The following is a 23,885-nucleotide window of genomic DNA, read 5'->3' as shown; positions in this document are numbered from 1 at the left end:
AATCCCTCTCATGACCCAAGCCTTCTTTGCCCCTTGCCCGCGCGGCCTGGAGAGCGCGCTCGCCGAAGAGCTGCGCGAGATCGCCGCGATGCCGGGCATGGCCGCGCTGGCGCCGTTCACGGTGCACCAGGAAGTGCCGGGCGGCGTCAACTTCTCGGGCGAGATGGCCGCCGCCTATGCGGTCAACCTGCATTCGCGCATTGCCAGCCGGGTGCTGCTGCGCGTGGCCGCGCGCGGCTACCGGCACGAGGACGACATCTACACGCTGGCGCGCGGGGTGCGCTGGGAGCAGTGGTTCTCGCCCGACGAATCGCTGCGCGTGGATATTACGTCGCACAAGTCGCCGCTGCGCAGCCTGAATTTCACCGCGCTGCGGGTCAAGGACGGCGTCTGCGATGCCATGCGCGAGCGGCTGGGAGCCCGGCCCAGCGTCGATACCGTGAGCCCGGATGTGCGCATCTACGCCCACCTGACCGAGCGCGACTGCACGCTGTATCTCGACACCAGCGGCGAGCCGCTGTTCAAGCGCGGCTGGCGTACCGAGAAGGGCGAGGCCCCGCTGAAGGAAAACCTCGCGGCCGGCATCCTGCGCCTGGCGGGCTGGGTGCCGGGCCAGACCTTCCGGCCCTTCTACGACCCGATGTGCGGCAGCGGCACCTTCCTGGTCGAGGCCGCGCAGGTGGCGCTGGGGATCGCGCCGGGCGGCAGCCGCAGCTTTGCCTTCGAATGGCTCAAGGGCATGGATACCAAGGCCTGGCAGAAGCTGAAGTCGGACGCCCAGCGCGCGCGCATGCTGGCCTCGGCCGATGAACTGCAGGTGGTAGGTTCCGACATTTCCACCGACATGCTGGCGATCACGCGCGCCAACTGGGAACGCGCCGGCCTGCCGGGCGAGGCGCGCACCAAGCAGGTCGACGCGCGCTTCGTGCAGCCGCCATTTGACGAGCCGGGACTGCTGCTGATGAATCCGCCGTATGGCGAGCGTATCGCGGTGCGCGGACAGCGCCGCGCACCGGAAGACGAACAGCCGCGCGACGAGGTCGAAGAGGCCGCCGCCAACCAGTTCGCCAGCGCCTTTGCCACCACTCTGAAACAGCATTTCGCCGGCTGGCAGGCGTGGGTGTTCACCGGCGACCTGGGCTTCCCGCGCCGCCTGCGGCTGAAGGAATCGCGCCGCACGCCGCTCTACAACGGCAATATCGAGTGCCGGCTGTTCCGTTTCGACATGGTGCGCGGCGCCAACCGGGCGCCGCAGGCGGACTGACCCCGGCCGCGGCGGCGTTGTGGCGTCAGGGGCGCTTGCGCCCCGTCAGTGCGTCCGGATTGCGGCTGAAGTCCGCCAGGAAGCTCTGCAGGCTGACCACCGGCTCCTGCAGCAGGTGGCGCGGCAGGTCGAACAGCGCATAGAAGAACTCTTCCCGGCCTTCGCAGCGCTCGGCCGGCAGGCAGTATTGTTCCCAATCGACGCAGGCCGGCGTGTACATGCCGTTGCCGGGCCAGAAGAAGGGCACCAGCCGGCCTTCGCGCAGGCCTTCGATCAGCGCGGCGGGGGCATCGTAGGCCTCGGCCGACTCCACTTGCGTCATCAGCCCGGCGCGGGTCTCGATCACCATCAGGGTGGCGTGGCCCTGTGCGGTCAGCAGCAGGATGCCGGCGGGATTGGGATACAGGTAGTACTCGACAAAGCCGTAGCGCGTGGTCAGCTGGCGCACGCGCTCGGTCATGGCCGGATCGGACAGGAACGAGAACGAATGCCGCGTCAGCAGCTCGCGCAGCGTGCGCGACAGCGTGGCGAAGTACGACTGCTGCATCGCCTCGATTTCCTGGTCGAGCCGCTCCACCATATTGCTGTCGTGCTTTTTCACATAGCGGTCGATCAGCCCGTGGTTGAAGCCCTGCACGGCGATGCTTTCATCGGCGGTGCCGGTCAGCAGGATGGTCTTGCACGGCAGGTCCTGCAGCGCCTGGCAGAATTCCAGGCCGTCCATCTGCGGCATCGAATAGTCGACCACCACCACGCCGGGCTGCAGGAAGCGGTTGACGTCGTGGATCTGGCGGTAGATGCGGTCGATGTCGAGCTGGACCGTGCGGCGCTCGGTCAGGAAGGTCAGGTCGTCGTGGGTCACGCGCACCGGCAGGAAGCCCGGGAAGCGGGTGGCGTAGGCTTCGCGGATCCACTGCAGCGCCTCGCGCGGATCGGTGAAGGTGATCACCCCGCGCGCGGCATCCATCTGGAACGCCAGGCTGTCGATGAAGGACTTGCTGTCATCCACAAGGACAGTCAGGACCGGGTGATGGAAGACCGACAGATTCCTGTCGTGCGGATTGAAGGTCATGGAGCGGCGGGCAGGGGTTGGCACAGGCGTGGCGCAAGTGGCAAGCCAGCGTGCGTATTCGCAGGCCAGTATAGCGCGCCACGGCTGCCTTGCAAGGCACGCCTTGCGGCCGGGGTCGCCTGCCGCTGGCCGTGAAAGGGGGCCAGCCCTTGTTCCAGCAGGGCCCGCGGGCAAGGACGACGGTCCGCGCCCCGGCGGCGCGGACCGGACCGGCTGCGGGGCCTTAGTCGACCGCCTTGAACATGTCCTCAACCACCTTCTTGGCGTCGCCGAACACCATCATGGTCTTGTCCATGTAGAACAGCTCGTTGTCCAGCCCGGCGTAGCCGGCGGCCATCGAGCGCTTGTTGACGATGATGGTCTTGGCCTTGTACGCCTCCAGGATCGGCATGCCGGCGATCGGCGACTTGGGATCGGTCTTGGCCGCCGGGTTGACCACGTCGTTGGCGCCCAGCACCAGCACCACGTCGGCCTGGCCGAACTCGCTGTTGATGTCTTCCATCTCGAAGACCTGGTCGTACGGGACCTCGGCCTCGGCCAGCAGCACGTTCATGTGCCCCGGCATGCGGCCCGCCACCGGGTGGATCGCGTACTTCACGGTCACGCCCTTCTCGGACAGCTTCTCGGTCAGTTCCTTCAGCGCATGCTGGGCCCGTGCCACCGCCAGGCCGTAGCCCGGCACGATGATCACGGTCTCGGCATTGCCCATCAGGAAGGCGGCGTCGTCCGCCGAGCCCGACTTGACGTTGCGCTGCGCCTGCGCGCCCGCCGCAGCGCCCGCGCCAGCCTCACCACCGAAACCGCCCAGGATCACGTTGAAGAACGAGCGGTTCATCGCCTTGCACATGATGTACGAGAGGATCGCACCGGAGGAACCCACCAGCGAGCCGGCGATGATCAGCATCGGGTTGTTCAGCGAGAAGCCGATGCCCGCCGCCGCCCAGCCCGAGTACGAGTTCAGCATCGACACCACCACCGGCATGTCGGCCCCGCCGATCGGGATGATGATCAGCACGCCCAGCACGAAGGCGATCGCCAGCATCACGAGGAACGGCAGCCATTCCTGCGTCATGAAGAACGCGATGCCGAAGCCGACCATGGCCACCGCCAGCGCCAGGTTCAGCATGTGCTGGCCGGCGAACACCACCGGCGCGCCCTGGAACAGGCGGAACTTGTAGCGCCCGGCCAGCTTGCCGAACGCGATCACCGAGCCCGAGAACGTGATCGCGCCGACGAAGCAGCCGATAAAGAGCTCGATGCGGTTGCCCAGCGGGATCAGGTGCGAGCCGGCCGGGCTGATGCCGAACGCCGCCGGCTCGGCCACCGCCGCCACCGCGATGAACACCGCCGCCAGGCCGATCAACGAGTGCATCGCCGCGACCAGTTCCGGCATCTTGGTCATCTGCACCTTGCGCGCGACGTAGGCCCCGATGCCGCCGCCGACCACCAGCGCCGCGAAAATCAGCGCGATGCCGGTGCCCACCGACGACTGGGCCGTGCCCGCCGCGAGGAAATCGTTCTTCAGCTTGACGATCAGCACCAGCGTAGTGACCACCGCGATGGCCATGCCGATCATGCCGAAGGCATTGCCCTTGCGCGCCGAGGCCGGGTGCGACAGCCCCTTGAGCGCCTGGATAAAGCAGACCGAGGCCACCAGGTAGAGCAGGGTGACGAGGTTCATGCTGACAAGGCCCGCCATCACGCGCCCTCCTTGGCCAGTGCCGGCTTGGCCTCGGGCGCCTTGGCCTTCGGTTCCTTCTTCTTGAACATCTCCAGCATGCGCTGGGTCACCAGGAAGCCGCCGAACACATTGACCGCCGCCAATGCCACCGCCAGCGTGCCCATCACGCGCCCGACGCCGCCTTCTGTCAGGCCCGCGGCGAGCATGGCGCCGACGATGATGATGGCCGAGATCGCGTTGGTTACCGCCATCAGCGGCGTATGCAGGGCCGGCGTGACCGTCCAGACCACGTGGTAACCCACGTAGATCGCCAGCACGAAGATGATCAGGTTGATCACCGTGTGGTTCACCATCTCCATCGACTTCTCCTCCGTTGCTTTTGAAACCGGGATGCTGCGTGTTGCTGTGATTGTTCTTTGCAGTATGACGGTGCGCACGCCAACGGCCGGTGGCTCTTGAATGGCCGGTGGCGGCACCCTCTCCCGCTTGCGGGAGAGGGGAGCAACCCCTCAGGGGCTGATACTCAAATCTTCTTGATTTCCTTGATGCCGTTCTTCTCGTTCACCAGGATGACCTTCGGCTTGTACGTGGCGATCTCCTCGTCCGTCATCGGCGCGTAGGTGCAGATGATCAGCTGGTCGCCCAGGTGCGCGCGGCGCGCGGCGGCGCCGTTCAGCGAGATCTCGCCGCTGCCGCGCTCGCCCTTGATGATGTAGGTGGAGAAGCGCTCGCCGTTGTTGACGTTGTACAGCTCGATCTTCTCGAACTCCTTCATGTCGGCAGCGTCCAGCAGGTCCTGGTCGATGCCGCACGAACCCTCGTAGTTGAGGTCCGCCTGCGTCACGGTGACGCGGTGGAGCTTGGCGCGGAGCATGATGCGTTGCATGGGTGATACGTCCTTATATCTGAAGCGAAAGCAGTGGGCGCGCTGCGCCCGTTGGAGTTACGCCGCCTCGCGCACGACCTGGCCGTCCCTGCACATCAGGCAGGCGGCGACGATGTCGTCTTCGAGGTTGAGCGTGAACTGACCGTCCTTGTCGACGACCAGCTTGAGGAAGTCCAGCACGTTGCGGGCGTAGAGCGCCGAGGCGTCGGCCGCGACCATGCTGGCGAGGTTGGTATGGCCGATCAGGATCACGCCGTTGTGGTTGACCACCTGGTCGGCCACCGTCAGCGGGCAGTTGCCGCCCTGCGCGGCGGCCAGGTCGACCACCACCGAGCCCGGCTTCATCTGCGCCACGGTCGCTTCCTGCAGCAGCACCGGCGCCTTGCGGCCCGGGATCAGAGCCGTGGTGATGACGATGTCGGCCTGCAGCGCGCGCTGGTGCACCAGCTCGGCCTGGCGCTTCATCCAGTCCGGCGGCATCGGGCGCGCATATCCGCCTACGCCCTGCGCGATCTCGCGCTCTTCGTCGGTCAGGAACGGCACGTCGAGGAACTTGGCGCCGAGCGATTCGATCTGCTCCTTGACCGCGGGGCGCACGTCCGAGGCTTCGATCACCGCGCCCAGGCGCTTGGCGGTGGCGATCGCCTGCAGGCCGGCGACGCCGGCGCCGAGGATCAGCACGCGCGCGGCCTTGACGGTGCCGGCGGCGGTCATCAGCATCGGCATGAAGCGCTGGTAGTGGTGCGCGGCCACCAGCACGGCCTTGTAGCCGGCGATATTGGCCTGCGACGACAGCACGTCCATGCTCTGCGCGCGCGTGGTGCGCGGCGCTGCTTCGAGCGCGAAGGCGGTGATGTTGGCGGCCGACATGCGCGCGTTGTTCTCGGCATCGAAGGGATTGAGCATGCCCACCAGCACCGCGCCGGGCTTCATCTGCGCCAGTTCGGCGGCATCGGGCGCGCGCACCTTCAGCACCAGTTGTGCGCCGAGCGCGTCGGCGGCGCTGCCGATGGTGGCGCCGACCGCCTCATACGCGCCGTCGGGCTGGCTGGCGTTCAGGCCGGCACCGGCCTGCACCACGACCTTGTGGCCCTGGGCGACGTATTTCTTGACGGTCTCCGGGGTGGCGGCGACGCGAGTCTCGCCGGCCCGCGTCTCCTGCGGGATGCCGATGTACATCGTCGATTTCTCCTTTAGCTGGCGTCTTGTCTGGTTGGACGGACCGACGTCTGGCCCGTGCGCGCCGCCGGATCGGGTTAAGCCGCAGCGCACAATTTTTCCGCAGCTTACAGGAATCTGACTTCCAATGGTGACCGGTTGGTCGGCTTTTGCCCGGCCTGGAACGAGGGGTGCCGGTGCCCCGCACGGCGCTGCACGATGGGCTCGCAACCGGTAGAATGCGGGATTGCCTAAAAATTGAGCATCATGTCAAGTGACTGGAATGCCAGCGTGACCGTGGCCGCCGTGATCGAACGCGGCGGCCGGTTCCTGCTGGTGGAAGAGGAAACCGCCGACGGGCTGCGCCTGAACCAGCCCGCCGGGCACCTGGATCCGGGCGAAAGCCTGATCCGCGCCGTGATCCGCGAAACCCTGGAAGAAACCGCCCATACCTTCGAGCCGCGCGCGCTGCTGGGCTGCTATATGGGGCGTTCGCTGTCGTCGCGCACCGGCGGCGACGTGACCTACGTGCGCTTTGCCTTTACCGGCGACCTCGGCTCGCTCGACGCCGGCCGCCAGCTCGACACCGGCATCGTGCGCACCATCTGGATGGGCGCCGACGAGCTGCGCGCGTGCCCGGAACGGCATCGTTCGCCGCTGGTCATGGCGTGCGTGGACGACTACCTGGCCGGCAAGCGCTTTGCGCTGGACGCGCTGTACACGCACCCGTCGGTGCTGCAAGCGGGGACGCAGTCGTGAGCGGTGCCGCCAAGCGTGTCGTGGTGGGGATGTCCGGCGGGGTCGACTCGTCGGTCACCGCGTGGCTGCTCAAGCAGCAGGGCTACGAGGTCATCGGCCTGTTCATGAAGAACTGGGAAGACGATGACGACAGCGAATACTGCTCCACGCGCCAGGACTGGCTCGACGTGGTCTCGGTGGCCGACCTGATCGGCGTCGACGTCGAGGCGGTCAACTTCGCCGCCGAATACAAGGACCGCGTCTTTGCCGACTTCCTGCGCGAATACTCGGCCGGCCGCACGCCCAATCCGGATGTGCTGTGCAATGCCGAGATCAAGTTCAAGGCGTTCCTGGACCATGCCATGTCGCTGGGCGCGGAAACCATCGCCACCGGCCACTATGCGCGCGTGCGCCAGAACCCGGCCGGCCGCTTCGAGCTGCTCAAGGCGCTGGACCACACCAAGGACCAGAGCTACTTCCTGCACCGGCTGAACCAGGCGCAGCTGTCGCGAACGCTGTTCCCGCTGGGCGAGATCCCGAAGACGCGGGTGCGTGAGATCGCCGCCGAGATCGGCCTGCCGAACGCGAAGAAGAAGGATTCGACCGGCATCTGCTTTATCGGCGAACGCCCGTTCCGCGACTTCCTGAACCGCTACCTGCCCACCAAGCCGGGGCCGATGAAGACGCCCGAGGGCAAGGTGGTCGGCGAGCATATCGGCCTGGCGTTCTACACGCTGGGGCAGCGCAAGGGCATCGGCCTGGGCGGCAGCCGCGACGGCAACGGCGATGCCTGGTATGTCGCGCGCAAGGACATGGCGAACAATACGCTTTACGTGGTGCAGGGCCACGACCATCCGTGGCTGCTGACGCCGGTGCTGACCGCGTCGGACCTGTCATGGGTGGCCGGCGAGCCGCCTGCCGCGGGGGCGGCGATGGCGGCCAAGACCCGCTATCGCCAGAGCGATGCCGCGTGCACGGTGCAGGCGGTCGACGCGCAGGCGCTGACGCTGGCGTTTGCCGAGCCGCAATGGGCGGTCACGCCCGGGCAGTCGGCAGTGCTGTATGACGGGGATGTCTGCCTGGGGGGCGGGATCATCCAGTAGCCGCGCGCCGCAGTCGAAAAGACACCCGCGCGAGCGGGTGTTTTTTCTGGCCGGGCAGGATTTCAGCCGCGTGGCGGCTCGGTATCGATGAACGACTGCCGCTTCGACAGCTTTTCTTCCAGCACGGCCAGATTCGGATGGCGTTCGCGCCAGGCGATCTCCGGGAAGCGGAAGTCCAGGTAGGACAGCGCGCAACCCACCGCCACGTCGGCCAGCGAGTAATGCGTGCCGGTGCAAAACGGGCGGTCGGCCAGGCCGTGCGCCATGGCCACCAGTGCCGCGTCGATCTTGCCGCGCTGGCGCTGCACCCAGAGCTCGCTGCGCTCGTGCGGCTCGCGCTGGGTCGCCTCCAGGCGCACCAGCAGCGCGGCGTCGAGCAGGCCGTCGGCCAGCGCTTCCCAGCAACGCACTTCGAGGCGCTCGCGCCCGCCCTGCGGGATCAGCCGGCTGACCGGCGTCAGCGTGTCGACATACTCGACGATCACGCGCGAATCGAAGATCGCGCCGCCGTCTTCCATCACCAGGCACGGCACCTTGCCCAGCGGGTTGTACTGGCCGATACGGGTTTCAGGCGACCAGACGTCCTCTTCGATCAGCTGGCACTCGATCTTCTTCTCCGCCATCACCACGCGCACCTTGCGCGCGTAGGGACTGGTCCGGGATGCATACAGCTTCATGTTCTCCCCTTGAGCTTGTTATGAAGTGCATCGTCGCTCGGTGGCAACGCGGCGGCGGGGAGGCAGCGATGGCTTGCCCGATGCACTTCATAACAGGCTACTGGAACGGCGTGCGCGAGTATACCCGCGGCGCATGGCGAATGCGGGCTCGCGCACCGATGCCCCGCGGCCGCGCTTTGCCGCTGCCCGGAGCGGGGGCAGGGGTGGTAAAATCGCGCGTTGCGCAGCGTCGGCCGCCCGCCGATGCGGCGTGACGGGCGCATCGCCCCGTCGGTAGCTCGCCAGCGCCGCCAGCGCTGCAGGCGCCAGCCCCCGCGGCGCCCCTTGTTCGCCTTCTTCTATTCCTCCCTTTCCCGGTTTCCAGCATGACCTCCTCCTCGCTTTCGCCGCTCACCGCCCTGTCCCCGATCGATGGCCGTTACGCCGCCAAGGCCGATGCGCTGCGCGAATGGTTGTCCGAGGCGGCCTTCATGCGCAACCGCGTCAAGGTCGAGGTGCACTGGCTGATCGCGCTGGCGCAGGCCGGCCTGCCCGACATGCCGAAGTTCTCGGCCGCGTCCGAGGCTGCGCTGCTGGCGCTGGTCGACAAGTTCAGCGAGGCCGACGCCGCCCGCATCAAGGAAATCGAGGCGGTTACCAACCATGACGTGAAGGCGGTCGAGTACTGGCTCAAGGAGCAGGTCAAGGGCAACGCCGAACTGGAAGCCGCCAGCGAGTTCATCCACTTCGCCTGCACCTCGGAAGACATCAACAACACCTCGCACGGCATGATGCTCAAAGGCGCGCGCGAGGGCGTGGTGGTGCCGGCGCTGAAGCGCGTGCACGCACGCCTGGTCGAGCTGGCCAGGCTCAATGCCGCCCAGCCGATGCTGTCGCGCACCCATGGCCAGCCGGCCAGCCCGACCACGCTCGGCAAGGAAATGGCCAACGTGGCCGCGCGCCTGGCGCGCGCGATCCAGCGCATCGAGCAGGTGGAGCTGCTGGGCAAGATGAACGGCGCCGTGGGCAACTACAACGCCCACCTGTCGGCCTACCCCGCGTTCGACTGGGAAGCGTTCTCGAAGCAGGTCATCGAAACCCGCCTGGGCCTGACCTTCAACCCGTACACCATCCAGATCGAGCCGCACGACTACATGGCCGAGCTGTTCGACGCGGTCGCCCGCGCCAACACCATCCTGCTCGACCTGAACCGCGACGTCTGGGGCTATATCTCGCTGGGCTACTTCAAGCAGAAGACCAAGGCCGGCGAGATCGGCTCGTCGACCATGCCGCACAAGGTCAACCCGATCGATTTCGAGAATTCGGAAGGCAACCTCGGCCTGGCCAACGCGGTGCTGCGCCACCTGTCCGAGAAGCTGCCGGTGTCGCGCTGGCAGCGCGACCTGACCGACTCGACCGTGCTGCGCAATATCGGCGTGGCCTTCGGCTACAGCCTGCTGGCCTACGAGGCCTGCCTGCGCGGCCTGGGCAAGCTCGAGACCAACCCCGAGCGCCTGGACGAAGACCTCGACAACTGCTGGGAAGTGCTGGCCGAGCCGGTGCAGACCGTGATGCGCCGCTTTGGCGTGCCCAATCCGTACGAGCAGCTCAAGGAGCTGACCCGCGGCAAGGGCATCTCGCGCGAAGCGCTGCAAACCTTCATCAACGGCCTGGCGATCCCCGACGACGCCAAGAAGCTGCTGCTGGAGATGACGCCCGCCAGCTATATCGGCAAGGCCGTGACGCTCGCCGAGCGTATCTGACGCCACCTACCGAGCTGCCAGCCCGGCGGCGGTAGTGGAAAGCCATCCCGCGGGATGGCTTTTTTGCTTTTTTCGGAAGGCCAGACCGCAGCCGGTGCGCCGTTGTGACGCCTGCGCCAGAATGTCGCTTCAAAGCATTTGAATAACTTAATGAAGGACTGTCCTGCACCGGCGCACATCCGCTCGCAATAATGCGAGAATCGTCAGTGCACGGGCGGGTGGATCCGGCCGTTGCCTTCCCCAAAATTGTGAAACGCCCCTGCCGCGGGCAAGAGGAATCCGATGCGTTCTACCGCCACTGCCCCCGCCGGCTACGGTGCTACTGCGATTGCCCTGCACTGGCTGGTGGCGCTGGCCATATTCGCCGCGTTCGGGCTGGGCCTGTACATGACCGGCATTCCGGGACTGACGCCGACCAAGCTCAAGCTGTATTCGTGGCACAAGTGGCTGGGCGTGACGATCTTCGCCATTGCCGTGCTGCGCGTGCTGTGGCGCGCCACCCACGCCGCGCCGCCGGTCGCGCCCGGTACTCCGGCGTGGCAGGCCAGGGCGGCAGCCGGGGCCCACCACCTGCTGTACCTGCTGATCGTGATCGTGCCGATCAGCGGCTACCTGTACAGCTCGGCCGCGGGTGTGCCGGTGGTCTACCTGGGCCTGTGGAAGATGCCGGCGCTGATCGAGAAAAGCGATGCGCTGAAGGATGTGCTGAAGTTCACCCATATCTGGCTGAACTACCTGATGGCCGCGGTGGTCGTTGTCCATGCGGCGGCGGCGGTGAAACACCAGTTTGTCGACCGCGACGGCACGCTGGGACGGATGCTGCCGTTCCTGCGCTGAGCCTGGCGCGCCCACCATTTTCGTTCCGCGGCGCGCCTGCGCCGTCCCTGACAGGAGTTTTTACAGATGAAACGCAATTCCCGCCGCGGCTCGGCCACTCTCCGCGCCACCCTGGCCGCCGTGCTGGCCGCCACCGGCATCGCCGCCAACCTGGCGTGGGCCCAGGTGGACGCCGCCAAAAGCTCGGTCACCGCGGTGGCGCGCCAGATCGGCGTGCCGATGGAAGGCAAGTTCAAGAAGTTCGACGCCAACGTCAGCTTCGACCCGGCCAAGCTGGCGACGTCGACGGCCAAGATCGAGATCGACGTGGCCAGCTTCGAGATCGGCGATGCCGAGACCACCAGGGAAGTGAAGGGCAAGGACTGGTTCGACGCCGCCAAATACCCCAAGGCGGTGTTCCAGTCGACCAGCATCAAGAACGGCACGCCGGGCAAGTACGACGTGGCCGGCAAGCTGACCATCAAGGGCAAGACCGTGGACGTGGTGGTGCCCGCCACCTACCGCCAGGAGGGCGGCGCGCAGGTGTTCGAGGGCGCGCTGCCGATCAAGCGCACCGCGTTCAATATCGGCGACGGCGAATGGAAGGACACCTCCGTGGTCGCCGACGACGTCCAGATCAAATTCCGTATCGTGCTGGCCAGGAAGTAAGGCCGGCATTCCGCTGACGTACCCCAGGACTTACCTGAACCGCTCCATCCCAACCCTGATTTGTCGGGAGACACCATGAAACTGCGTTCCCTCGTTGCCGCCGTCGCGGCCGTTTCCGCAACCGCCGCCTTCGGCGTGGCTTCGGCCAATACCGTGACGTACAACCTTGATCCGACCCATACCTACCCCAGCTTCGAGGCCGACCACCTGGGCGGCCTGTCGACCTGGCGCGGCAAGTTCGACAAGTCCAGCGGCGTGGTGACGCTGGACCGCGCCGCCAAGGCAGGCTCGGTCGAGGTCAACATCGACCCGGCTTCGATCGATTTCGGCAATGCCAAGCTGAACCAGCACGCCAAGGGCCCGGACATGTTCGACGTCCAGGCCTTCCCCGAGGCCACCTACAAGGGCAAGTTCTCCAAGTTCAAGGGCGACGTGCCGACCGAAGTCGACGGCGTGCTGACGCTGCGCGGCGTGTCCAAGCCGGTCAAGCTGGAAATCCGCGAATTCAAGTGCATCCAGCACCCGATGCTCAAGCGCGAAGCTTGCGGCGCCGACGCCGTGGGCCAGTTCAACCGGACCGATTTCGGGCTGGACTATGGCGTCAAGATGGGCTTCAAGCCCGAGGTCAAGCTCGCTATCCAGGTGGAAGGCGTGCGCGCCGACTGAGCGCGCGGCCCGCTGCGGCGGGCAAGACCGTAGTGAAGGCCGGCTCATGCCGGCCTTTTTGTTGTATTGCACCATACGAGGGGGCCGCCACGGCACTTTGTTGTGCGAGTTGCGACGGGCACAGTACAATGGCCCGCGGCAATCCACCATGATCCGGGGTATTGCGACTCCTGCCACGGCGGGGGGCAGCCATGCCCGCAACTGGCCAGAGCGCATCACTATGAGCATTCGCTGCATGACCCGATACCGGTAGCCATTCCCGCGACCTCCTCGCCCCTCGTGCTGTACCCGGCCGTTCTGCCCTGGCTGTATGGCCCGCAGCGTTTCCCGGTTTTCCCTGGCGCTATACCGTGTACTCCAAAACGCAAATCGATCCGGTAGTTAGTTTCCGCAACTCGCAGGGCGAGCAGGTGCGGGGCACGATCATCAATCTCCAGAGAAAGTCTCTGGTGATGGAAATCTACAACCCGTATTCGATCGTGCAGGTCAGCGAGGTGCTGAGCGAGCTCAGCGTCCGCATGGGCGCGAAGAACGCGTATCTCGGCAAGGCGGTGGTGATGAGCCTGGTGAACACCGGCCTGACCGCGGTGGTGTCGCTGACGCTGATCGACGAGTGGCGCGAACTGTCCGATCTCAACAACGAACCCAAGTCGGTCGCGCGCGAGGCCGAGCTGTTCGTGCAGGATTGGGACACGCGCTTCAACATCCGGCGCGACTACCAGATCGTGGTCAACGAGATGCGCGCCTTCCTGTCCGAAGTGTCGCGCTGGGTCGAGCAGGTCGACCTGACCGAGTCGCTGCCCAAGACCGAAGGCAAGCTGCGCCAGGACGTCTTCTACGAGCTGGCCACGCCGATCATGGCCAAGACCAAGACCTACCTGGACTGGCTCGAGGGCGAGGCCCAGCGCGTGGACGCAGAAATCGCACCGGTGCACCGCACCTACGCGCAGTCGGCGCTGCATCCGCTGCTGCTGCGCGCGCCGTTTGTCTACCGCACCTTTACCAAGCCGCTTGGCTATGCCGGCGACTACGAAATGGTGAACCAGATCCTGGGCGATCCGCAGCAAGGTCCGACCACCTACTTCCAGATCGTCAATACCGCCTTCCTGAAGGCGGCGGTGGCGACCGCGCACCGCAACCGCATCGACCTGCTGATCGATTTCCTCACGCGCCAGGCCGAACGCGCGCGCGCCGCCGGGCGGCCGTTCCGGGTGCTCAATGTCGGTTGCGGCCCCGCCTTCGAAATCCAGCGCTTCGTGCGCGAATACCCGAATCCGGAGCTGTTGTCGTTCCAGCTGGTCGATTTCAGCGAAGAAACGCTTGAATACACGCGCAAGTCGATCGAGCGCTCGGCCCAAAGCGCCGGCAACAAGTTTTCCGTCGAGATGGTGCACCAGTCGGTGCACGAGCTGCTCAAGCGTCGCATCTCCCCGGACGATGCCGCCGCACGTGAATTCGACGCGGTCTATTGCGCCGGCCTGTTCGACTACCTGTCGGACAAGGTCTGCGCCCGGCTGCTGTCGTACTTCGCCTCGCGCTCGCGCTCCGGCGGCCAGATCCTGGTGACCAATGTCCATGCCGACAATCCGGAGAAATTCGGCATGGAGCACCTGCTCGAGTGGTACCTGATCTACCGCGACGATGCCGGCATGGCGCAACTGCTGCCCGAGCACTCGCATTCGCACCGCGTCTACGTCGACAGCACCGGGGTCAACGTCTTCGCGGAAGCCACCATTGACTGAGGCTGTCCTAGCGGGCCACGCCATGAGCACCAATCAACTCTACGCCGGCTACCAGTCCGAACTGGTCGACTTTCGCCTGGCCTTCAGCCGCGGCGGCGCCTATACCGCGATCGTGCTGGTCCTGTTGGGCGTGGGCCTCGACTACGGACAGTATCCGCAGCAGCAGTTTGCTTTTGCGGTGGCGCGCGTGGTGGTGTCGCTGCTGATCGCCGCAGTGGTGGTGGTCCTGTACAGCGCCGCCGGACGCCGCTTCGCGCCCTGGCTGACGCTGACCTGGCTGCTGCTGCCGCAGATCATGATTGCCTGGATGATCTCGCAGACCGAAGGGGTGTATTCGCCGTACTACGTCGGGCTGAACCTGGCCATCTTCGCGTCGGGCATCGCGCTGCCGTTCGGCCTGTGGCAGAACCTGGTGTTCGGCGTGCTTTCGTACCTGCTGTACGTGCTGGCCTGCCTGTTCCACCCCGGCGGCATCGATCCGCTCGGCACCTTTATCGTCAATTCGCTGTTCCTGTTGTTTGCCGCCGCGGCCAGCGCGGTCTACACCTATTTCAACGAACGCGCGCGCTTCATGCTGTTCCGCCTCAAGGCCGAGGTGGCCGAGAAGAACGCCGAGCTCGAGGTCATCAACCGCAAGCTGGTCGACATCAAGGGCCAGATGCTGCAGCAGGAAAAAATGGCCGCGATCGGCACCCTGGCCGCGGGGCTGTTGCATGAGGTCAACAATCCGGTGAACTTCTGCCTGATGGCGATCGAAGTGGCAATGGAAGAGCCCCAGGCCAAGGAAAGCGAGTCGGTGACCGAATGCCTGGTGGATGCCAAGCAGGGGATGCAGCGCATCCAGCATATCGTCTCGGACCTGAAGACCTTCGCCTACCGCAAGCCGGGGGCGGAGGTGGAAGGCACGCCGTTCATGTTCGAAAAGGCGCTGGATTCGTCGATCCGCCTGACCGCGCATGAGCTGCGCGGCGTCAAGGTAACGCGGGAGCTGCCCGCCGACACGCTGGTGCTGGGCGACGAGGCCGCCATCATCGGCGTGCTGATCAACCTGTTTTCCAACGCCGCGCTGGCCATGCGCAAGGCCGGCACCACCGCGCCCGCGATCCATACCACGGTGCGCTGGTCCGAAGGCCGGTTGCACGTGACCGTGCGCGACAACGGCCCGGGTATCGCGCCGGAACACCTGGCGCGGGTGTTCGAGCCCTTCTTCACCACGCGCGAAGTGGGGCAGGGCCTGGGCCTGGGGCTGTCGATCAGCTATGCCGTGATCGAGCGCCACGGCGGCCAGCTGTTTGCCGAAAGCGAACTGGGCCAGTGGGCCGCGTTCAGCTTTGACCTGCCACGCGCGGAGTAACTCGCATGAGCGAAGCCCAGCAAGCGCGGCCAAACGTCGTCCTCTATGTCGATGACGAGGACATGGCGCGCAAGTACTTTGCACGCGCGGTCGGCAGCGAGTATGAGGTCCTGCTTGCCGCCGGCGCCGACGAGGCGATGGCGACGCTGCGCGCCGAGGGTGGGCGCATCGCGATCCTGGTCACCGATTTCCGCATGCCCGGCCGCGACGGCGGCGACCTGCTGCGCGAGGTCGCGCAGGCCTATCCGCAGATCGTGCGCATCCTGGTGACGGCCTACGCCGACAAGGACATGCTGTTGCGGACCGTCAACAGCGGCGAAGTCTTCCGCATCCTGGAAAAGCCGCTGAGTGTCAGCGACGTGCGCCAGGTCCTGCACCTGGCCGGCGAGCGCCACCTCGAGCGGGCGTTGCGCCAGCACCGCCTGATGGCGATCGACGAAACCCTGGCCTTCCTGGCGCATGAGCTGAACACGCCGCTGGCCGCCATTGCCAACTTCGCGCGCGGCATCGAAAGCCGTGTCCAGGCCGACTACAGCGAGCAGCGGCAGGGCGAGATCGGGCAGGCCGCGGGCGCCATGTACGACAACGCGCAGTATTGCCTGGCGGTGCTGTCATCGTTCCTGGAGTCGGTGCGCAACAGCGCGGGAGCCAGCAAGACGCCGGCGGCCGACGTCGGCACCGAGGTCAGCGCGGGTGCGCTGGTGACGTCGCTGCTGGATACCTATCCGTTCACCGGCGGGCAGCGCCAGTGGGTCGACGTCGACATGCAGGGCGATTTCCCGGTGCAGACGCTGCCCAACTGCGTCGCGCTGGTGCTGTCATCGGTCATGAGCAATGCGCTGCGCGCGCTGGCGGACGTGGACCAGCCGTCCCTGCGCTTCGTGGTGACAACCCAGCCCAACCAGGAAATCCGCATCTGCGACAACGGCCCCGGCATCCCGCCAGAGGTGATGGGACGCCTGCTGGTCGATCCGGTCACTACCCACGCCAGCGCTGGCGGCAGTGGCCTCGGCATGATTTTCTGCAACCGCGTCATGCAGTCCTTCGGCGGCGGCATCCGGATCGCCTCCGCTCCCGGTGCCGGGACCACAGTGACGCTGGACTTTCCAAATTTCAGAAATCGAATGATTAGGAGTGACCGATGAGCGAACCGATTGCCACCCAGGCACCACCCCCGGCGATTCTGTTCGTCGATGACGAGGCGACTGCCGTCAAATATTTCCAGCGGGCCATCGGCGCGCTGGCGCCGGTGGTGACTGGCGGTTCGGTGGAGGAAGGCAAGACACTGCTGGACGCTCACGCCGACAGCCTTGCCGTGCTGGTCTCGGACCAGCGCATGCCGGGCGAGTATGGCAACGAACTGCTGCGCTATGCGCGCGAACGCTATCCGCATATCGTGCGCATCCTGACCACCGCGTATTCGGAACTCGACCAGACCGTCGAGGCGGTGAACCAGGGGCAGATCCATCGCTATATCAAGAAGCCGTGGGACATCACCGCGCTGCGCATGGAGCTCAAGCAGGCGCTGGAAATGTCCGGTCTGCGCAAGGAGCGCGACCAGCTGGTGCGCGAGAAGCTGGCGGTGCTGCAGACCCAGACCGTGGCGACCCGCATCGGCATGCTGCACGCGCTGTGCGCGAGCCTGATCGGTCCCGGCCATTTCCAGCCGGTCGAGACCTACCTCGCCGCGGTCGACCTGGCGGGGGCCCGCAACGCCGATCCTGACTGGCAGCGCATGGACTATGCCGACCTGGTGCGCGCCGAAGCCGAGCGCAGCGGCAGTTTCGGCCATGCCGTCGGCACCCGCCTGGCCGAGTTGCGTGGCGCCAATGCCGGCAAGGGCGCCGCCGATGCCGCCGCGGTGATTGCCGACGCGCTCGGCAGCGAGGTGGTGCGCCGCGACGGCGATACGGTGGTCTGGACCCAGCCGGCCGCGCTGTCCGAGTTCCTGTCCCAGCCCGTGGGCACCGCGGTGTCGGCGCAGCACGCCGCCTGGCTGGCCAGCCTGCTGTGGCTGGAGCAGGCCGGCGGCGCGTTGAAGTTCGTGCGCGACGGCGACACCATCGTCTGCCGCGCCGCCCCTCGCAGCGAGAGCTTCGCCGCCGACCGCCTGGCCGCGTGGATCGAGCGCTTCTCGATGCCGGCCTGAATTTTTTCCGGCCCGGCCATGAAAAACGGCGCCCCGCGGGGCGCCGTTCTGTTTTGCGGCAGGGCAGGGCTCAGGCCTGCGCGCCGTAGTTGGGGTCGTTGCGGTCGGTCGACTCGCCTTTCTTCTCGCCCTTGACCAGGTCCTCGCGCTTCACGCCCAGCCACATCGCCAGCGCCGCCGCGACGAACACCGACGAGTAGATGCCGAACAGGATGCCCACCGTCAGCGCCAGCGCGAAGTAGTGCAGCGTCGGGCCGCCGAAGAAGAACATCGACAGCACCATCATTTCGGTCGAGCCGTGGGTGATGATGGTGCGCGACATGGTGCTGGTGATGGCGTGGTCGATGACCTCGTGCGTGGTCATCTTGCGGTACTTGCGGAAAGCCTCCCGGATCCGGTCGAAGATCACCACCGATTCGTTGACCGAGTAGCCCAGCACCGCCAGGATCGCCGCCAGCACCGACAGCGAGAATTCCCACTGGAAGAAGGCGAAGAAGCCCAGGATGATGACGATGTCGTGCAGGTTGGCGATGATGCCCGCCACCGCGAACTTCCACTCGAAGCGGAACGACAGGTAGATCACGATACCCGCCACCACGCACAGCAGCGCCAGCAGGCCGTCGGTGGCCAGCTCCTTGCCCACCTGCGGGCCGACAAACTCGACGCGCTGCAGCTTGACGTCAGGCGCCGCCGCGGTCAGCGCGCCCATCACCTGCTCGCTCTGCTGGGCAGAGGTCACGGGCTTGCCGTCAGGGCCCTTTTGCAGCGGCAGGCGGATCATCACGTCGCGCGAGGTGCCGAAGTTCTGCACCTGCACGTCGGTGTAGCCCAGCTTGCCCACCTGGCCGCGGATCTTTTCCAGGTCGGCCGCCTGCTGGTAGCTGACCTCCATCACCGTGCCGCCGGTGAATTCGATCGACAGGTGCAGGCCCTTTTGCCAGAGGAAGAACACGGCCGCGGCAAACGTCAGGAAGGAGATCACGTTGAAGATCAACGCGTGCTTCATGAACGGAATGTCGCGCCGGATGCGGAAGAATTCCATGTTGAATCCTGTTCTGTACTACGTGTTGTGCCGCGGGCCGCTTACTTGGCGACCGGCGTGTCGGTGGTATTGCCCGGCTTCCAGATCTGGCCGATGGCCACGCTCTGCAGCTTCTTCTTGCGGCCGTACCAGAGGTTGACCATGCCGCGGTTGAAGAACACCGCGGAGAACATCGAGGTCAGGATGCCCAGGCAGTGCACCACGGCAAAGCCGCGCACCGGGCCCGAGCCGAACGCCAGCAGCGCCAGGCCGGCGATCAGCGTGGTCACGTTGGAGTCCAGGATGGTGGCCCAGGCGCGCTCGAAGCCGACCGCGATCGCCATCTGCGGCGACGCGCCGGCGCGCAGTTCCTCGCGGATGCGCTCGTTGATCAGCACGTTGGAATCGATGGCCATGCCCAGCACCAGCGCGATCGCGGCGATGCCCGGCAGCGTCAGCGTGGCCTGCAGCATCGACAGCACCGCGATCAGCAGCAGCAGGTTCACGCCCAGCGCGATCACCGAGAACACGCCGAACAGCATGTAGTACAGGATCATGAATACGCCGATGGCGGCAAAGCCATAGGCGACCGAATCGAAGCCCTTCTCGATGTTGTCGGCTCCCAGCGACGGGCCGATGGTGCGCTCTTCGATGATCTCCATCGGCGCGGCCAGCGAGCCGGCGCGCAGCAGCAGGGCCAAGTCGTTGGCGGCTTCGGTGGAGTAGGAGCCGGTGATCTGGAAGCTCGAGCCCAGTTCGGACTGGATCGTCGCCACCGTCAGCACCTCGCCCTTGCCCTTTTCGAACAGCACGATCGCCATCGGCTTCTTCAGGTTCTCGCGCGAGACATCGCGCAGCACGCGGCCGCCCTGGGCGTCGAGCTTGATGTTGACCGAAGGCTGCTGGTTCTGGTCGAAGCCGGCCGAGGCGCTTTCGATGCGGTCGCCGGTGAAGATCACCTGCTTCTTCAGCACCACCGGGGCGCCGTTGCCCTGCGTGAACAGTTCGCTGCCGAACGGGATCGGGTCGCCCGGGCGCGGGCTGCGCGGCGCGTCGTTGTCGACCAGGCGCGCTTCGAGCGTGGCGGTGCGGCCGATGATGTCCTTGGCCTTGGCGGTGTCCTGCACGCCCGGCAGCTGCACCACGATGCGGTCGGCGCCCTGCTGCTGGATCACCGGCTCGGCCACGCCGAGTTCGTTGACGCGGTTGTGCAGGGTGGTGATGTTCTGCTTGACCGCGGCGTCCTGCACGGCGCGGCGGGCGACCTCGGTGAAGGTGCCGACGATGTTGTTGCCGTCCATGGCGAAGGCCACTTCGCGCAGGTTGTCGGTCAGCAGCGCACGCGCGCGGCTGGCGTCGTCGGCGTTGTTGAAGCGCACCGTCAGGCGCTCACCGTCGCGGTCGATGCCGCCGTGGCGGATGTTCTTGTCGCGCAGCAGCGTGCGCGCGTCGCCGGCCAGGCTGTCGAGCTTCTTGTCGACCGCGCCCTTCATGTCGACCTGCAGCAGGAAGTGCACGCCGCCGCGCAGGTCCAGGCCCAGATACATCGGCAGCGCGTGCAGCGAGGTCAGCCAGCGCGGCGAGCCCGACAGCAGGTTCAGCGCGACCACGTAGGCGGGGTCGGACGCGTCCGGGTTCAGCGCGCGCGACAGCACGTCCTTGGCCCTGAGCTGCTCGTCGGTGGTGCGGAAGCGCGCCTTGACCGAGCCCGACTGGCCGGAAATATCGAAGAAGACGCCGTCGGGCTGCAGCTGGTTCTGCGCCAGGACTTCTTCAACCTGCTTCTGCATCGACAGGTCGACCTTGACCGTGGCCTTGCCCGAGGACACCTGCACGGCAGGCGCCTCGCCGAAGAAGTTCGGCAAGGTGTAGAGGATGCCGATGGCCAGGGCCACCAGGATCACGAGGTATTTCCAAAGCGGATAACGATTCATCTCGGGCCAGTCATTCAGCGGTTGGCGGGGCCGGTGCAGGCGTGGCGCGCCACGTCGGCGGGGCCGAACCGGTTTGGCAAACAGCCGCCTGGCAGCCGCGGATCGAAGCCGCCAGGGCTTCGTCGGGCTGGATCAGGCGGCTGCCGGGGCATGCGCGAACGGGCATGCCGGAAAAGACAAAGGCGGGAGTCGCGCGCGCGATCCGGGGATCAGAGCGCCTTCAGCGAGCCCTTGGGCAGCACCGTCGTCACGGCATTCTTCTGCACCGTGATCTCGGTGCCTTCGGCGATTTCCAGGCTGACGTACTGGTCGGTGACCTTGGTCACGCGGCCCAGGATGCCGCCGGCGGTGACGACTTCGTCGTTCTTGGCCAGCGCTTCGAGCATTGCCTTGGCTTCCTTCTGGCGCTTCATCTGCGGGCGGATCATGATGAACCACAGCACACCAAACATCAGGATGATGGGCAGGAAGCTCATCAGGCCGCCAGCCGCGCCGCCGGCACCGGCGGTCTGGGCAAATGCGTTAGAAATCAGCACGTTGATTCTCCGTCACAAAAGTCAGTCAATTAATCGAACATTCTACCATTCGCATTCAGCCCGCCCTTGGCATTCTAGGGCGGAATACGGGTTTGTTCGGGGTGATGCCGGGGCGACTCACAGCTTGCATGTCGTTCCCGCGCAGGCGGGAACCCAGTGACTTCAAAAGACGCTGGATTCCCGCCTGCGCGGGAATGACGGTGGAAATGACCCCGCTATTCGACCTGCATGGCCGCCAAAGTTCTCGGACCGGCAGCGCCGTCACTGCGTGCCGCGGGCGCGGTCGGCGGCGAACTGGCGGCGGAAGTCGGCAAAGCGGTGCTGCTCGATCGCCTCGCGCACCTCGCGCATCAGCTGCAGGTAGTAGTGCAGGTTGTGGATGGTGTTCAGGCGCGCGCCCAGGATCTCGCCGACGCGGTGCAGGTGGTGCAGGTAGGCGCGCGAGAAATTGCGGCAGGTGTAGCAGGCGCAGCTCTCGTCGAGCGGGCGCGGGTCGTTGCGGTGCGCGGCGTTCTTGATCTTGACGTCGCCGTAGCGGGTAAAGAGCCAGCCATTGCGCGCGTTGCGGGTCGGCATCACGCAGTCGAACATGTCGACCCCGGCGGCGACGCCGGCGACCAGGTCCTCTGGCGTGCCCACGCCCATCAGGTAGTGCGGCTTGTTGGCCGGCAGGCGCGGCGCCACGTGTTCCAGCACGCGCATCATGTCTTCCTTGGGCTCGCCCACCGACAGCCCGCCGATGGCAAAACCATGGAAGTCCAGCTCGGACAGCCCCGCCAGCGACTCGTCGCGCAGGTCTTCGTACATGCCGCCCTGGACGATGCCGAACAGCGCGTTGGGATTGGCCAGCCGCTCGAACTCATCGCGCGAGCGCTTCGCCCAGCGCAGGCTCATGCGCATCGACTTGGCGGCCTCCTCGTGCGTGGCGGGACGGCCGTCGATCTCGTACGGCGTGCATTCGTCGAACTGCATGACGATGTCGGAATTCAGCGTGCGCTGGATCTGCATCGAGATCTCGGGCGACAGGAAGAGCTTGTCGCCGTTGACCGGCGAGGCAAAGGTGACGCCATCTTCGGTGATCTTGCGCAGATCGCCGAGCGAAAACACCTGGAAGCCGCCGGAGTCGGTCAGGATCGGCTTGTCCCAGCCGATAAAGCGGTGCAGGCCGTCATGGGCATTGACCACCTCCAGCCCCGGGCGCAGCCACAGATGGAAGGTGTTGCCCAGGATGATCTGCGCGCCGATCTCGTTCAGTTCCAGCGGCGACATCGCCTTGACCGAGCCATAGGTACCCACCGGCATGAAGATCGGCGTTTCGACCACGCCGTGGTTCAGCGTGACACGGCCGCGGCGGGCGTTGCCATCGGTGGTGATGAGTTCGAAGTTGAGCATGTCGAATAGTCTGAAATCAGGCGGCGGCGGCGTCCGGCTGCCGGGTCAGCAGCATGGCGTCCCCGTAGCTGAAGAAACGGTAGCGCTGCTCGACCGCATGGCGGTAGGCGGCGCGGATGGCTTGCACCCCGGCCAGCGCCGACACCAGCATCAGCAGCGTCGACTTGGGCAGGTGGAAGTTGGTGATCAGCGCGTCGACCAGGCGGAAGCGGTAGCCGGGCGTGATGAAGATGTCCGTGTCGCCGCTGCTGGCGGCCAGCGTGCCGTCGGGCTGCGCGGCCGACTCCAGCGCGCGCAGCGAGGTGGTGCCGACCGCGATCACGCGGCCGCCGCGCGCGCGGGTGTCGCGCACGGCTTGCGCCAGGTCTTCGGAGATCGCGTACCACTCCGAATGCATCTTGTGCTCGGCCAGGTTCTCGGTGCGCACCGGCTGGAAGGTGCCGGCGCCGACGTGCAGCGTCAGGAAGGCGCGGCGCACGCCCGCGGCATCGAGCCGGGCGAACAGCGCGTCGTCGAAATGCAGGCCCGCGGTGGGCGCCGCGACCGCGCCGGGGCTGCGCGCGTAGACGGTCTGGTAGCGGGTCTCGTCGTAGGCGTCGGGGTCGTGCGTGATATAGGGAGGCAGCGGCAGGCGGCCGTAGCGCTCGATCAGGTCCAGCGCCGGCTCGGGGAAGCGCAGCGTAAAGAACTGGTCCACGCGCGGGCCCACGGTCACGGCAAAGGCATCGTCGGCCAGGTGCAGGGCGCTGCCTTCGGCCGGTGTCTTGGACGCGCGCACCTGGGCCAGCACGGTATGGGTGTCGAGCACGCGCTCCACCAGCACCTCGACCTTGCCGCCGCTGGGCTTGTGGCCGAAGAAGCGGGCCTTGATCACGCGGGTGTCGTTGAACACCAGCAGGTCGTCCGGACGCAGGTAGTCAACGATGTCGCTGAAGGCGCGGTCGGCCATGCGCACCGCGTCGGCGGTGTCGCCGGGGGCGAGCCGCTCCACCACCAGCAGCCGGCTGGCGCTGCGGTCGGGCAGCGCGCTCTGGGCGATCAGTTCGGGCGGCAGCGGAAAGTCGAAATCGGAAAGCGTCAACATCGTGGGGGGTGGTCTGCGCGGTCTGCAGGCTGTGGCGGAGGAGGGCGCCGGGCATGGCGCGTCACTCCGCTGCCCGGTTTGGCAGCCGGCATGGGTACAATCGGCGAATCCGATATTGTAAGGCCACGGGCGCGCTTGCCGCCGCGCCGGGCGTGATACCGGCCATTCGCCGGCGCCGCGCCAGCCAGTCCAGAAGCCCGC

The 23,885-nt window shown here is 66.4% G+C and carries 22 protein-coding genes; 11 read left to right on the top strand and 11 right to left on the bottom strand.

The window, feature by feature from the left end; translation table 11 throughout:
• Positions 1–10 precede the first annotated feature (10 nt).
• A complete protein-coding gene (locus tag ACEI37_RS24360) occupies positions 11–1,264 on the top strand; it encodes a class I SAM-dependent RNA methyltransferase (RefSeq protein WP_373378495.1) in 1,254 nt (417 codons plus the stop codon).
• Between the two features lie 25 nt (positions 1,265–1,289).
• Here ACEI37_RS24360 and ACEI37_RS24355 read toward each other — a convergent pair whose 3' ends face one another.
• The 5 genes from ACEI37_RS24355 to ACEI37_RS24335 all read right to left on the bottom strand — a co-directional run bounded on the left by ACEI37_RS24355 (position 1,290) and on the right by ACEI37_RS24335 (position 6,082).
• Positions 1,290–2,336: a two-component system response regulator gene (locus tag ACEI37_RS24355; RefSeq protein WP_373378494.1), complete on the bottom strand. Its 1,047-nt coding sequence runs from the start codon at positions 2,334–2,336 to the stop codon at positions 1,290–1,292.
• Positions 2,337–2,559: 223 nt separating this feature from the next.
• The gene (locus ACEI37_RS24350; protein ID WP_373378493.1) at positions 2,560–4,035 is read right to left on the bottom strand and encodes an NAD(P)(+) transhydrogenase (Re/Si-specific) subunit beta; all 1,476 of its coding nucleotides are present in this window, start codon (positions 4,033–4,035) and stop codon (positions 2,560–2,562) included.
• Positions 4,035–4,376, bottom strand: coding sequence for an NAD(P) transhydrogenase subunit alpha (locus tag ACEI37_RS24345; protein ID WP_035817213.1), 342 nt, complete (start codon positions 4,374–4,376; stop codon positions 4,035–4,037). The genes ACEI37_RS24350 and ACEI37_RS24345 overlap by 1 nt, the downstream gene beginning before the upstream one ends.
• Positions 4,377–4,540: 164 nt before the next feature.
• Positions 4,541–4,903 (bottom strand): aspartate 1-decarboxylase, encoded by a 363-nt coding sequence (gene panD / locus ACEI37_RS24340; protein ID WP_373378492.1) that lies wholly within the window; start codon positions 4,901–4,903, stop codon positions 4,541–4,543.
• 57 nt (positions 4,904–4,960) lie between these two features.
• Complete coding sequence (locus ACEI37_RS24335; protein WP_373378491.1) at positions 4,961–6,082, bottom strand: Re/Si-specific NAD(P)(+) transhydrogenase subunit alpha; 1,122 nt, start codon at positions 6,080–6,082, stop codon at positions 4,961–4,963.
• Positions 6,083–6,328: 246 nt separating this feature from the next.
• Here ACEI37_RS24335 and ACEI37_RS24330 point away from each other — a divergent pair, with 246 nt between their 5' ends.
• Both ACEI37_RS24330 and mnmA read left to right on the top strand, forming a co-directional pair.
• The gene (locus ACEI37_RS24330; protein ID WP_373378490.1) at positions 6,329–6,820 is read left to right on the top strand and encodes an NUDIX hydrolase; all 492 of its coding nucleotides are present in this window, start codon (positions 6,329–6,331) and stop codon (positions 6,818–6,820) included.
• Positions 6,817–7,902 (top strand): tRNA 2-thiouridine(34) synthase MnmA, encoded by a 1,086-nt coding sequence (gene mnmA, locus ACEI37_RS24325; RefSeq protein WP_373378489.1) that lies wholly within the window; start codon positions 6,817–6,819, stop codon positions 7,900–7,902. The genes ACEI37_RS24330 and mnmA overlap by 4 nt, the downstream gene beginning before the upstream one ends.
• A 62-nt stretch (positions 7,903–7,964) precedes the next feature.
• On the opposite strand, the gene ACEI37_RS24320 is transcribed toward mnmA, so the two are convergent.
• Entirely contained in the window at positions 7,965–8,579 is a 615-nt protein-coding gene (locus ACEI37_RS24320; RefSeq protein ID WP_373378488.1) for a glutathione S-transferase C-terminal domain-containing protein, read from the bottom strand.
• A gap of 365 nt (positions 8,580–8,944) precedes the next feature.
• Between ACEI37_RS24320 and purB the strand changes: the two genes are divergently transcribed.
• From purB to ACEI37_RS24280, 8 genes are all read left to right on the top strand, one after another.
• Positions 8,945–10,321 (top strand): adenylosuccinate lyase, encoded by a 1,377-nt coding sequence (gene purB, locus ACEI37_RS24315; RefSeq protein WP_373378487.1) that lies wholly within the window; start codon positions 8,945–8,947, stop codon positions 10,319–10,321.
• 282 nt (positions 10,322–10,603) lie between these two features.
• Positions 10,604–11,158, top strand: a complete 555-nt coding sequence (locus ACEI37_RS24310) for a cytochrome b (protein ID WP_116337823.1) — start codon at positions 10,604–10,606, stop codon at positions 11,156–11,158.
• Positions 11,159–11,224: 66 nt separating this feature from the next.
• The gene (locus ACEI37_RS24305) at positions 11,225–11,806 is read left to right on the top strand and encodes a YceI family protein (RefSeq protein ID WP_373378486.1); all 582 of its coding nucleotides are present in this window, start codon (positions 11,225–11,227) and stop codon (positions 11,804–11,806) included.
• 75 nt (positions 11,807–11,881) lie between these two features.
• Positions 11,882–12,472, top strand: coding sequence for a YceI family protein (locus tag ACEI37_RS24300; protein ID WP_062801692.1), 591 nt, complete (start codon positions 11,882–11,884; stop codon positions 12,470–12,472).
• A gap of 350 nt (positions 12,473–12,822) precedes the next feature.
• Positions 12,823–14,214 carry a class I SAM-dependent methyltransferase gene (locus ACEI37_RS24295; protein WP_373378485.1) on the top strand — a complete coding sequence of 464 codons (1,392 nt, stop codon included), beginning with the start codon at positions 12,823–12,825 and terminating at the stop codon, positions 14,212–14,214.
• Positions 14,215–14,236: 22 nt separating this feature from the next.
• Positions 14,237–15,568, top strand: a complete 1,332-nt coding sequence (locus ACEI37_RS24290; protein WP_373378484.1) for a sensor histidine kinase — start codon at positions 14,237–14,239, stop codon at positions 15,566–15,568.
• Positions 15,569–15,573: 5 nt separating this feature from the next.
• Positions 15,574–16,713, top strand: coding sequence for an ATP-binding protein (locus tag ACEI37_RS24285; protein WP_373378483.1), 1,140 nt, complete (start codon positions 15,574–15,576; stop codon positions 16,711–16,713).
• A complete protein-coding gene (locus ACEI37_RS24280; protein WP_373378482.1) occupies positions 16,710–17,717 on the top strand; it encodes a response regulator in 1,008 nt (335 codons plus the stop codon). Before ACEI37_RS24285 ends, ACEI37_RS24280 begins: the two co-directional genes overlap by 4 nt.
• A 70-nt stretch (positions 17,718–17,787) precedes the next feature.
• Here the strand turns inward: ACEI37_RS24280 and secF are convergent, their stop codons facing one another.
• The 5 genes from secF to queA form a co-directional block, all read right to left on the bottom strand.
• On the bottom strand, positions 17,788–18,759 hold the full coding sequence (secF, locus tag ACEI37_RS24275; protein WP_111519198.1) for a protein translocase subunit SecF: 972 nt from the start codon (positions 18,757–18,759) through the stop codon (positions 17,788–17,790).
• Between the two features lie 41 nt (positions 18,760–18,800).
• The gene (gene secD / locus ACEI37_RS24270; RefSeq protein WP_373378481.1) at positions 18,801–20,672 is read right to left on the bottom strand and encodes a protein translocase subunit SecD; all 1,872 of its coding nucleotides are present in this window, start codon (positions 20,670–20,672) and stop codon (positions 18,801–18,803) included.
• A 209-nt stretch (positions 20,673–20,881) separates the two neighbouring features.
• The gene (gene yajC / locus ACEI37_RS24265) at positions 20,882–21,208 is read right to left on the bottom strand and encodes a preprotein translocase subunit YajC (RefSeq protein WP_012353816.1); all 327 of its coding nucleotides are present in this window, start codon (positions 21,206–21,208) and stop codon (positions 20,882–20,884) included.
• A gap of 261 nt (positions 21,209–21,469) precedes the next feature.
• Positions 21,470–22,600, bottom strand: a complete 1,131-nt coding sequence (gene tgt, locus ACEI37_RS24260; protein WP_116296059.1) for a tRNA guanosine(34) transglycosylase Tgt — start codon at positions 22,598–22,600, stop codon at positions 21,470–21,472.
• A gap of 16 nt (positions 22,601–22,616) precedes the next feature.
• Positions 22,617–23,684, bottom strand: coding sequence for a tRNA preQ1(34) S-adenosylmethionine ribosyltransferase-isomerase QueA (queA, locus tag ACEI37_RS24255; RefSeq protein WP_373378480.1), 1,068 nt, complete (start codon positions 23,682–23,684; stop codon positions 22,617–22,619).
• Positions 23,685–23,885: the final 201 nt, after the last annotated feature.

The organism is Cupriavidus nantongensis, assembly GCF_041726985.1.
Taxonomy (GTDB): Bacteria; Pseudomonadota; Gammaproteobacteria; order Burkholderiales; family Burkholderiaceae; genus Cupriavidus; species Cupriavidus nantongensis_A.
The sequence above is the reverse complement of the archived record's forward strand: the minus strand, read 5'-3'. Positions and strand labels throughout refer to the sequence as shown.

Excerpts from the sequence above, each read along its gene's own strand:
- ACEI37_RS24360 (WP_373378495.1), top strand. The coding sequence starts at position 11 with ATGACCCAAGCCTTCTTTGCCCCTTGCCCGCGCGGCCTGGAGAGCGCG.
- ACEI37_RS24355 (WP_373378494.1), bottom strand. The coding sequence starts at position 2,336 with ATGACCTTCAATCCGCACGACAGGAATCTGTCGGTCTTCCATCACCCG.
- ACEI37_RS24350 (WP_373378493.1), bottom strand. The coding sequence starts at position 4,035 with ATGGCGGGCCTTGTCAGCATGAACCTCGTCACCCTGCTCTACCTGGTG.
- ACEI37_RS24345 (WP_035817213.1), bottom strand. The coding sequence starts at position 4,376 with ATGGAGATGGTGAACCACACGGTGATCAACCTGATCATCTTCGTGCTG.
- panD (WP_373378492.1), bottom strand. The coding sequence starts at position 4,903 with ATGCAACGCATCATGCTCCGCGCCAAGCTCCACCGCGTCACCGTGACG.
- ACEI37_RS24335 (WP_373378491.1), bottom strand. The coding sequence starts at position 6,082 with ATGTACATCGGCATCCCGCAGGAGACGCGGGCCGGCGAGACTCGCGTC.
- ACEI37_RS24330 (WP_373378490.1), top strand. The coding sequence starts at position 6,329 with ATGTCAAGTGACTGGAATGCCAGCGTGACCGTGGCCGCCGTGATCGAA.
- ACEI37_RS24320 (WP_373378488.1), bottom strand. The coding sequence starts at position 8,579 with ATGAAGCTGTATGCATCCCGGACCAGTCCCTACGCGCGCAAGGTGCGC.
- purB (WP_373378487.1), top strand. The coding sequence starts at position 8,945 with ATGACCTCCTCCTCGCTTTCGCCGCTCACCGCCCTGTCCCCGATCGAT.
- ACEI37_RS24310 (WP_116337823.1), top strand. The coding sequence starts at position 10,604 with ATGCGTTCTACCGCCACTGCCCCCGCCGGCTACGGTGCTACTGCGATT.
- ACEI37_RS24305 (WP_373378486.1), top strand. The coding sequence starts at position 11,225 with ATGAAACGCAATTCCCGCCGCGGCTCGGCCACTCTCCGCGCCACCCTG.
- ACEI37_RS24300 (WP_062801692.1), top strand. The coding sequence starts at position 11,882 with ATGAAACTGCGTTCCCTCGTTGCCGCCGTCGCGGCCGTTTCCGCAACC.
- ACEI37_RS24290 (WP_373378484.1), top strand. The coding sequence starts at position 14,237 with ATGAGCACCAATCAACTCTACGCCGGCTACCAGTCCGAACTGGTCGAC.
- ACEI37_RS24285 (WP_373378483.1), top strand. The coding sequence starts at position 15,574 with ATGAGCGAAGCCCAGCAAGCGCGGCCAAACGTCGTCCTCTATGTCGAT.
- ACEI37_RS24280 (WP_373378482.1), top strand. The coding sequence starts at position 16,710 with ATGAGCGAACCGATTGCCACCCAGGCACCACCCCCGGCGATTCTGTTC.
- secF (WP_111519198.1), bottom strand. The coding sequence starts at position 18,759 with ATGGAATTCTTCCGCATCCGGCGCGACATTCCGTTCATGAAGCACGCG.
- secD (WP_373378481.1), bottom strand. The coding sequence starts at position 20,672 with ATGAATCGTTATCCGCTTTGGAAATACCTCGTGATCCTGGTGGCCCTG.
- tgt (WP_116296059.1), bottom strand. The coding sequence starts at position 22,600 with ATGCTCAACTTCGAACTCATCACCACCGATGGCAACGCCCGCCGCGGC.
- queA (WP_373378480.1), bottom strand. The coding sequence starts at position 23,684 with ATGTTGACGCTTTCCGATTTCGACTTTCCGCTGCCGCCCGAACTGATC.